Source organism: Spirillospora sp. NPDC049652, from assembly GCF_040675125.1.
Classification (GTDB): Bacteria; Actinomycetota; Actinomycetes; order Streptosporangiales; family Streptosporangiaceae; genus Spirillospora.
The window spans coordinates 1-7951 of sequence record NZ_JBFAOF010000275.1 but is presented as its reverse complement, the minus strand read 5'-3'; the positions used below and the strand labels follow the sequence as shown (position 1 = coordinate 7951).

Sequence of the window (7951 nt, the reverse complement as noted above, 5' to 3'; positions counted from 1 at the left end):
GTCGCGGTGGCCGCCGCGCTCGCCGCCGACGCGGCCGTGGCCTGCGCCGAGGGGAACATCCAGGTGCACGGCGGGATCGGCTACACCTTCGAGCACGACGCGCACCTGGTCTACCGGCGGGCTCTGACGCTGCGCGCCCTGCTCGGCCGCGCGAGCCGCGCCCGCGCGGAGATCGCGGAACTCGCCGTCAGGGGCGTGCGGCGCGAGATGGACATCGAGCTCCCGGAGGACGTGGCGCCGCTGCGCGCCGAGATCCGGGCGCGCGTGCGCGAGATGGCCGGAATGGACTTCCTCGCCCAGCGGGCCGCGATGGCCGACGAGGGCTGGGTGACCCCGCACCTGCCGAAGCCCTGGGGGCGCGACGCCGGGCCGCTGGAGCAGATCGTCGTCCAGCAGGAGCTGCGCGCGGCGAAGGTCCGGCCCATCCCGCTGATGATCGCCGCGTGGGTCGTGCCGTCGCTGGTGCAGTACGGCAGCCGGGAGCAGCAGGAGCGGTTCCTGCGGCCGACGCTGCGCGGCGAGTACGTCTGGTGCCAGCTGTTCAGCGAGCCGGGCGCGGGCAGCGACCTGGCGAGCCTGACCACCCGCGCCGAGCGCGTGGAGGGCGGCTGGTCGATCACCGGGCAGAAGATCTGGACGTCCCTGGCCCGCGACGCGCAGTGGGGCATCTGCCTCGCCCGCACCGACCCGGACCGTCCGAAGCACGCGGGCATCACCTACTTCCTGGTGGACATGGCGTCGCCCGGGATCGAGATCCGGCCGCTGCGCGAGTGCACCGGCGACGCGGTGTTCAACGAGGTGTTCCTGGACGGCGTGTTCGTCCCGGACGAGAGGGTCGTCGGGGCGGTGAACGAGGGCTGGCGGGTCGCGCGCAACACCTTGGCGAACGAGCGCGTGGGCCTGACCAGCTCCTTCCAGCTTGGCGGTGACCTGCGCAAACTCGTCGAGCTCGCGAAGGAGCTGGATGTCGCGGACGACCCGGTCGTCCGGGACGAGCTGGGCCGGCTCGCCGCCGAGGAGCACGCCTTCAACCTGCTCGGCCTGCGGGCGACCCTGAAGCAGCTCAGCGGGACCGACCCGGGCGCGACCGCGAACGTCCGCAAGCTGGTCGCGATGGAGCACGGCCAGCGCGTCACCGAGTACGGGTTCACGCTGCTGGACGCCGAGGGCGCGCTCACCGGCGGCTGGAAGTCGGGGCTGCGCCGCCGCTGGACCCGCTACCTGCTGGCGTCCCGCGCGATGTCGATCGGCGGCGGGACGACCGAGGTCAACCTGAACGTGATCGGCGAACGCATCCTCGGCCTGCCCCGCGACTGACCGGCGCCCGGCACCCCGCCGGCCGGCCCGGCGGGGTGCCGCGCGGGCCCGTCGGGGCGGCTAACATGAAACCATTTCATGTAGTCGTCCCGGAGGTGCCGTGGTGGAGCTGGACCGGAAGATCGTCCTGATCACGGGCGCGTCGTCGGGGATCGGCGCGGCGGCCGCCCGCGCGTTCGCCCGCGCGGGCGCGACGGTCGCGCTGGTCGCCCGCTCCAAGGACCGCCTGGACGAGCTGGCCGCCGAGATCGGCGGCGGCGCGCGGGCCTTCCCGTGCGACCTGGCCGATCCGGACGCCGTCCTGGAGATGGCCGCCCGGGTCCGCGCCGAGCTGGGCGTCCCGGACGTGCTGGTGAACAACGCGGGAGCGGGCCGCTGGCTGTTCGCGGACGAGTCGTCCCCGCACGACTTCCGCGACATGGCGGCCGTCCCGTACCTGGCGGCCGGTTACGTGACCACGGCGTTCGCCGCCGGCATGGTCCGGCGGGGCAGCGGCCGGATCGTCGTGGTGAACTCGCCGGTCTCGCGGGCCGTCTGGCCCGGCGCGTTCGGCTACGCCGCCGCGCGCTGGGGCCTGCGGGGCATCGTCGCGGCCCTCCGCGTGGACCTGCGCGGTACCGGGGTGGGCGTCACCGAGATCGTCCCGGGGAAGGTGTCGAGCGACTACTTCGCCAACAACCCGGGCTCGGAGGAGCGCATTCCGAGCATCTCGGCGGTCATCCCGACCGTCACGCCCGAGCAGGTCGCGAGCGCCCTGGTCGCCTCGGTCCGCCGGGACCGCTCGCGCGTCGCGCTCCCGCTGATGATGCGCGTGACCATGGCACAGGCGTGGCTCGCCCCGAGCCTCACCCACCGCCTGATGTCCCTGACCGGGGCGAAGCGCCGCTGAGGCGGGGCGGCCGGGAACGCGCGGAAACGTGCAGGAATGCGCGGGAAGCGCGGGAAGCGTGGGAACGCGACGGCCGTGCGGAACCGGGTGGTTCCGCACGGCCGCAGTGGTCGAGCCGTCTCAGCAGTGGGTCTTGAGGAACCGCTTGAGCGGGACGCCCTTGAGGTAGGAGTACTTCTTGCCGTTCATGGTGATGATCCCCACGCCGCTGTAGCCGACGAAGGTGTGCAGGGACTTCGACCGGCACTTGTAGGCCGCCGTCACCGAGTTGGCCTTGACGTTGTGCTTCAGGTTCTTGGCCCGGACCGGCGTCTTCTTGGCGAGGCCGACCCCCGCCTCGACGCCGAGGGCGTACACCTTCTTGGAGCAGGTCACCTTGGTCGTCAGCTTGACGTACTTGCCCGACCGGTACGGGCCGACGGTGCTGACACGGCAGTAGGACGGAAGGCTCGCGGCGGTCACGGTGTCCGCGCGCGGGGCCGCCGACGCGGGTCCGGCGAGGCCGGCCGCGAGGGTGGCCGCTCCGGCGGCGACGCCGGCCAGGGTCAGGGTCTTGCGCGTCCGCATGGGTCTCCTCGGGTGGGTGGTCCACGACAGCGCGGGGCGGGACGATCTTGGCAGAGAAGGCGGCCGGGGAGGCCGTCCGGCGGCCGTCCGGTTGCGGTCAGCGGACGCGGCGCCCCGCGCGTCCGATAGCGTCCGGACGCGATGACCGAGAGGACGACCGCGCGCGCCCGGCACGGGGCCGCCGCGCTGACCGGCCTGGTCCTGGGCCTGCTGGCGCTCGGACCCGGCCTCGCGCGGGGGTTCCTGCTGTCCTACGACATGGTGGCCGTGCCGCGCCAGCCGCTCACAGCCATGACCTTCGGGCTGACCGGAACGCTGCCCCGGCACGTCCCGAGCGACGCGTTCGCGGCCGCGCTGTCGGCCGTGCTGCCCGGCGACCTGGTGCAGAAGGCGCTGCTTCTGCTGGTCTTCGCGCTCGGCTGCGCGGGGGCGGCGGCGCTGGTCCCGACGCCGCGGCCGCTGCCTCGGCTGGCGGCGGGGGTCTGCTACGTCTGGAATCCGTACGTCGCGGAGCGGCTCGTCCTCGGGCACTGGGCGCTGCTCCTCGGGTACGCTTCGCTGCCCTGGGCCGTCGCCGCCGCTTCGGCGATCGGCACGCGGCGGGGGCGTGCCGCGCCCGTGGACGAGGCAGGCCCGAGCGCCGCCGCGTCTGCGGACGGGAAGGGGCGCGGGGCCGCCGCGTCTGCGGGTGGGAAGGGGCGCGGAGCCGCGGCGTACGCGGATGGGACGGGGCGTGGGGCCGCCGACGCGGACGGGACGCGGCGGGTTGTGCGGGCGCTCGTGCCCGCTGCCGTCGGCGGGTTCGCCGCGATGGCGATCGCGGGGCTGCCCACGCTCGCGGTCGCCGCCTGCGCGCCGGGGGAGTGGAGGCGGCGCGGGACGGCCGTGCTCCGGGTCGCGGGCGTCGTCGTCGCGCTGAGCCTGCCGTGGCTGGTGACGGGGTGGTTGCGGCCTTCCGGTGTGCCGGGCGCGTCGTCCGCCGTGGACGCGTTCGCCCCGCGCGCCGACACGCCGTTCGGGACGCTCGGGAGCCTGCTGCTCACAGGCGGGGTCTGGAACGCCGAAGTCGTGCCCAAGGGGTACGGGACGGGCGTCCTGGTGTTCTGTTGGGCGCTCGTCGTGCTGGCGTCGCTTGCCGCTTTCGCCGGGCTGCTGCGTCGTGCCGACCGTCCCGCCTGGGGTCCCGGGCTGGCCCTCGCGGCGGGGGTCGGGTTTGTGCTGGCGGCGTTCGGTGTCGTCGCCGCGCCCGCCTTGAAGTGGCTCATCGAGCTCTGGTCCGGGTTCGCGGTGTTGCGGGACGGGCAGCAGTACACCGCGCCGCTCGTACTGGTCATCGCGGTCGGGTTGGGCCTGGTCACGGACGTGGTCGTGCGGGCCGTCCAGCCGCGCGGCAAGGAAGGGCCGGACTTGCTGGCGGGCGGCGTCGGCGTCGTGCTGGCGGTGCTGCCGCTCGTCCTGCTGCCGTCGCTGGCGCTGGGAGCAGGCGGACGGCTCCGTCCGGTCGAGTACCCGGACGGCTGGGACGTGGCGCGCGAGGCCGTCCATGCCGATCCGGTGCGCGGGGACGTGCTCGTCCTGCCGTGGGCGACGTACCGGAGCTACCCGTGGAACGGAGGCCGGACGTCGCTGGACGCGCTGCCCCGCTTCCTGGACCGCCGGGTCGTCACGGCGGACGCGGTGGTGGTCGGCTCCACGACCGTTCCGGCGGAGGATCCGGCGGCGCGCGCGCTTGACCCGGTGGTGGCGGGCGGCGGACCGCTCGTGCCCGCGCTGCGGGCGGCGGGCGTCCGGTACGTGGCGCTGGACGCCGAGACCGGCGCGGACACGCCGTGGCGGGCTCGGCTGGCGGGGGCCGAGACCGTCCTGTCGACACCGGACCTCGTCCTGTTCCGGATTCCGGATCCGGCGCGTCCGGAGGAGTCACGCGCACCGCTCGTCCCGACTGCAATGTCATGGATTGTCCTGGTTTCGCTGATCGTCTGGTCATTCGTAACCCGGGGCACTACTGTGACCACACACATCCTTCGCATCCCCCGACGTGGAAGGGCCCCCTGATGCGCATAGCGATCGCTGCCATAGCGGGCACGCTGCTGGCGCTGCTGACCTCGGTGAGCGTGGTGCACTACACCAACGCCTCCCAGAACTCCCCGGTGATCAAGCCGCTGTACAACTACGGCTCCCGGTAGGCCCCGGACCGTCCCCCGATGGCCGTCCCCACGCCTCCGTCCGGTGCGCGCCCGACCCTTGAGGTGGTCGTGCCCGCCTACAACGAGGCCGTCCGGCTGCCGGGCGGCCTGGACGCGCTGGGCGCGCGGCTCGCCGCCCTCCCGGTCACCGCGTCCGTGCTGGTGGTGGACAACGGCAGCACCGACGGCACCGCCCAGGTGGCCGCGGCCTGGCGCGGGCCGGTCCCGGTCCGGGTGATCGGCTGCCCCGAGCGCGGGAAGGGCGCGGCCGTCCGCGCGGGACTGCTCGCCACGAGCGCCCGGTACGTGGGGTTCTGCGACGCGGACATGGCGACCGACCTGTCCGGCCTGGACGACGCCCTCGCGCTGCTCGGCGCGGGCCACCCGGTGGTGGTCGGGTCGCGCCGCCACCCGTCCTCCCTGGTGGAGGACTACAGCCACCCGCTCCGCAAGGTCGGCGCGATCGTGTTCAACCGGCTCACCCGCGACCTCGCGGACGGCGTGACCGACACCCAGTGCGGGTTCAAGTTCTTCGACGGGCCCCTCGCCCGCGCGGCCGCCGCCGACCTCGTCACCACCGGCTTCGCGTTCGACGTCGAGCTGCTGATGCACTGCGCCCGGCGCGGGGCGGTGATCACCGCCATCCCGGTGCGGTGGCGGGACGTCCCCGGATCGACGTTCTCGGTGCGCCGGCACTCCGCGCGCTGCCTGCGCGATGTCGTGGCCATCCGGATGTCGGCGCGCCGCCCGGCCTCCGCACCCGGCGCGGCGCGGCCCGAACCTGTCACGGCGCAGTCCGCGATCGTCCCGGCGCAGCCCGGGGCCGCCGGGGTGGTGGCGCTGCCGCTCACCGAGATCAGCGGGGCCGGACCGGGATGAGGAAGGACGACGTCCGCGGCCTGCGCGTGGCGATCGTGAACTGGCGGGACCCGGCGCACCCGGCGGCGGGCGGCGCGGAACGGTACGCCTGGGAGCTCGCCCGCCGGTTCGCGGCGCGCGGCGCCCGCGTCACCTATGTCACCTGCCGCGCGCCGGGGCAGGCGCGCCGCGAGCGGGTGGACGGCGTCGAGTTCGTCCGGCTCGGCGGCCGGTTCACGGTGTACCCCCTGGTCCTGGCCTGGATGCTGGCGCACCGGCGGTGCTTCGACGCGGTGTTGGACTGCCAGAACGGCATCCCGTTCTTCACGCCGTGGGTGCTGCCGCGCCGCGTCCCGGTGTTCTGCGCGATCTTCCACGTGCACGACGAGCAGTTCGCGCTCTACTTCCCGCCCTGGCTCGCGTGGATCGGCCGGACGCTGGAGGGGCCCGTCGCGCGCCGGACGTACCGGCGGCACGCCTGTACCGCGATCTCGCCGACCACGGTCGAGGCGCTGCGCACCCGGCTCGCCTGGACGGGCCCGGTCTACCTCGTCCCGGTCGGGGTGGACGCGCCGGCCGGGCCGTTCGCGCTGTCCGCGCCGGTCGGGGGGCGGCGGGCGGTGGATCCGGCGGCGCCGAGGCTGGTGTGCGTGACGCGACTCGTCCCGCACAAGCGCGCCGACCTGCTGCTCGACCTGGTCGAGCGGTGCCTGCCGGAGCGTCCGGGGCTGCGGCTGCGGATCATCGGGCGCGGTCCCGAGCAGGACCGGCTCGCCGCCGAGATCGCCGCGCGCGGGCTCGGCGACGCGGTCGAGCTGCTCGGGTTCGTCCCGGAGGACGAGAAGGCCGCCGTCGTCGCGGCCGCCGACCTGCACCTGAGCGCCTCGCGCGGCGAGGGCTGGGGCCTGGTCGTCGCGGAGGCCGCCGCCCTCGGCGTCCCGACGGTCGCCTGCGACGTGGACGGCCTGCGCGACGCGGTCCGGGACGGCACGACCGGCTGGCTCGCCGCCGAGACCGGCGACGCGGCCGAGCTCGTCCACACCGTGGACCGGGCGCTGAAGGAGCTGGCCGACCCCGGCCGCCGGGACGCCGTGGCCGCCGCCTGCCGGGCGTGGGCGGCCGAGTTCGACTGGGAGCACACCGCGGACCGGATGGCGGCGCTGGTCGCCGCGTCCGTCCGGCGCGGGACGAGTGGCACCGGCACCGGCACCGGCGGCGTCGGCGTCGGCGGGCGGGCCGGGGCGGCGGCCGGTGCGGACTCACAGGTCGTCCGCCGGTACGGTGACGGTCACCTCCTGGTCGCGGAGGGCCCGGTCCGGGACGAGCTGGTCGCGGCGGGCGAGGCCGAGCCGGTGCGTCCCGCGACGCCGCTCGAACGCCTGCTCGGCCGCGTCGAGCACGGTGTCGGCACCGATGCCGGGGCCGGGGCCGGGGGCGGAGTCGAGGACGGCCTTGGCCCCGCCGCCGAACGCTGACCCGGCGGGAGGCGAGGGTCGGGAGAGAGCGGGTCCGGGGGAGGGCGTCAGGGTGTTCGGCGACTCGTCCGCGACCATGCCCGACGGCGTGCCCGCCGTCCCCGACGACGCCGTGTCGAGCGACGCCCCCGCGCGCGCCGGCGCGCCCGCCGAGGCGGCGGTCGATCCGCGGCTGCGGGACCGGCTGCGGGTGCTGGTGTGCTGCCTGGCGCTGACCGCGCTCGCCGTCTGCACCAGGCCCGGCCTGCTGCTCGCCGACACCAAGATCGACATGGTGCTGGACCCCGGCGCGTTCCTCGGCCGGGCGCTGCACCTGTGGGACCCCGAGCAGTTCGGCCAGCTCCAGAACCAGGCGGCCGGGTACTTCGTCCCGATGGGCCCGTTCTACTGGCTCGGGCACGCCGCCGGGATGCCGCCCTGGATCGTCCAGCGGCTCTGGTTCGCGCTGCTGATGTGCGCGGCGCTGCTCGGCGTGCGGGCGCTCGCGGCGCGGCTGGAGATCGGCGGCCCGGCGGCGCGGCTCGCGGCGGGCACGGCGTACGCGCTCAGCCCGCACGCCCTGTCCGCGCTCGGCCAGAACTCCTGGGAGTACCTGCCGCTCGCGATGCTGCCGTGGACGGTCGTGCCGCTCGCGACGGCCGCCCGGCGCGACGGCGGAC

At 75.4% G+C, this 7951-nt stretch carries 8 protein-coding genes; 7 read left to right on the top strand and 1 reads right to left on the bottom strand.

All coding sequences use genetic code 11. The features are described from left to right. On the top strand, positions 1-1317 hold a 1317-nt coding region (locus AB0J52_RS18995), incomplete at its 5' end, for an acyl-CoA dehydrogenase family protein (protein WP_500182911.1). 103 nt (positions 1318-1420) lie between these two features. Continuing rightward, complete coding sequence (locus tag AB0J52_RS18990) at positions 1421-2206, top strand: SDR family NAD(P)-dependent oxidoreductase (protein ID WP_500182910.1); 786 nt, start codon at positions 1421-1423, stop codon at positions 2204-2206. Between the two features lie 120 nt (positions 2207-2326). On the opposite strand, the gene AB0J52_RS18985 is transcribed toward AB0J52_RS18990, so the two are convergent. Further along, on the bottom strand, positions 2327-2773 hold the full coding sequence (locus AB0J52_RS18985; protein ID WP_500182909.1) for a hypothetical protein: 447 nt from the start codon (positions 2771-2773) through the stop codon (positions 2327-2329). Between the two features lie 141 nt (positions 2774-2914). Here AB0J52_RS18985 and AB0J52_RS18980 point away from each other — a divergent pair, with 141 nt between their 5' ends. The 5 genes from AB0J52_RS18980 to AB0J52_RS18960 all read left to right on the top strand — a co-directional run. Then, positions 2915-4828 carry an MmpA family trehalose lipid delivery protein gene (locus tag AB0J52_RS18980; RefSeq protein WP_500182908.1) on the top strand — a complete coding sequence of 638 codons (1914 nt, stop codon included), beginning with the start codon at positions 2915-2917 and terminating at the stop codon, positions 4826-4828. Next, positions 4828-4959 carry a hypothetical protein gene (locus tag AB0J52_RS18975; protein ID WP_500182907.1) on the top strand — a complete coding sequence of 44 codons (132 nt, stop codon included), beginning with the start codon at positions 4828-4830 and terminating at the stop codon, positions 4957-4959. Before AB0J52_RS18980 ends, AB0J52_RS18975 begins: the two co-directional genes overlap by 1 nt. An 18-nt stretch (positions 4960-4977) precedes the next feature. Then, the gene (locus AB0J52_RS18970) at positions 4978-5838 is read left to right on the top strand and encodes a glycosyltransferase (RefSeq protein WP_500182906.1); all 861 of its coding nucleotides are present in this window, start codon (positions 4978-4980) and stop codon (positions 5836-5838) included. Beyond that, on the top strand, positions 5835-7292 hold the full coding sequence (locus AB0J52_RS18965; RefSeq protein WP_500182905.1) for a glycosyltransferase family 4 protein: 1458 nt from the start codon (positions 5835-5837) through the stop codon (positions 7290-7292). Before AB0J52_RS18970 ends, AB0J52_RS18965 begins: the two co-directional genes overlap by 4 nt. A 52-nt stretch (positions 7293-7344) precedes the next feature. Next, positions 7345-7951 (top strand): alpha-(1->3)-arabinofuranosyltransferase domain-containing protein (locus AB0J52_RS18960; protein ID WP_500182904.1); only part of this gene is annotated, 607 nt, incomplete at its 3' end.

Coding starts and splice junctions, on each gene's coding strand:
- AB0J52_RS18985 (WP_500182909.1), bottom strand. CDS start 2,773: ATGCGGACGCGCAAGACCCTGACCCTGGCCGGCGTCGCCGCCGGAGCG.
- AB0J52_RS18970 (WP_500182906.1), top strand. CDS start 4,978: ATGGCCGTCCCCACGCCTCCGTCCGGTGCGCGCCCGACCCTTGAGGTG.
- AB0J52_RS18965 (WP_500182905.1), top strand. CDS start 5,835: ATGAGGAAGGACGACGTCCGCGGCCTGCGCGTGGCGATCGTGAACTGG.
- AB0J52_RS18980 (WP_500182908.1), top strand. CDS start 2,915: ATGACCGAGAGGACGACCGCGCGCGCCCGGCACGGGGCCGCCGCGCTG.
- AB0J52_RS18975 (WP_500182907.1), top strand. CDS start 4,828: ATGCGCATAGCGATCGCTGCCATAGCGGGCACGCTGCTGGCGCTGCTG.